A 942-nucleotide genomic window follows, 5' to 3' on the forward strand; every position below is an offset into this window, starting at 1 on the left:
ACCCTTTCGCGCCCTATCATTACCGGTGTTTTAAAAGATTCGCTGAGGTTTAAAGGATTGGTAGTATCTGATGCTATGGAAATGAAGGGTGTTACAAAATACTTCCCCGACGGAGAAGCCGATTTAAGGGCCTTTATTGCAGGTAACGATATTATCGAATTGTCCGAAGACTCCAAACGCGCCATCAAGCTTATCCGCAAGGCGGTGCGTAAGGAAAAGGTAAGCAAAGAAGAGTTTAAAGCCCGGGTAAAAAAGGTATTAGCTGCCAAATACTGGGCCGGGCTTAATAATTACCAGGAGGTATCGCCGGTAAACCTTGGCGAAGACCTTAATGGGCCGGCTGCTAAAGAGCTGGTGCAGCAATTAAGCGACGCGGCGGTAACTGTATTAAAGGGTGATGCATCAACCTTAAAGCTCAATCCATTTTTTAAAACAGCCATTTTAAGTATCGGTGTTTCATCGCCTACCGTTTTTCAGCAGGAAGCAGCTAAAAACTTCCCGAACAGTAAATTATTTATGGTTGATAAAAATACCCCCGCCATCGAACTTAAAAACATATTGGGTTTATTGGGCCAATACCAGCAGGTAATAGCGGGCGTGCATGATACCCGCCTGCGCCCGCAAAGTAAGCTGGATTATACCAGCGACGTAAAACTTATGATAGCCGAGCTGGCCGGGCGCCCAAATACCGTGATGAGTGTATTTGCCAATGCCTATACCATAGCAGGCCTGCCCGGCATCGAAAATAGTAACGCCCTCATGGTATGCTACCAAAACAGCCCCGAACTGCAAAAATCTGTAGTAAAAGTACTAACCGGCAATTTAAAACCAACCGGTAAACTGCCCGTAAGCGTAAATGTGTTTTTCCCTACCGGGACGGGGATAGGGTTGTAATAACCGTACTATATCTACTTATAATCCAGTCATTATAAGGTGCCAAGC

1 protein-coding gene is annotated in these 942 nt (G+C 45.4%); it reads left to right on the plus strand.

All coding sequences use genetic code 11. The features are described 5' to 3' along the window. Positions 1–894: glycoside hydrolase family 3 N-terminal domain-containing protein (locus AC1DPZ_RS28035; RefSeq protein ID WP_477409716.1), on the plus strand; the 894-nt coding region annotated here is incomplete at its 5' end. Positions 895–942 lie beyond the last annotated feature (48 nt).

Source organism: Mucilaginibacter sp. P4_G9, from assembly GCF_056400985.1.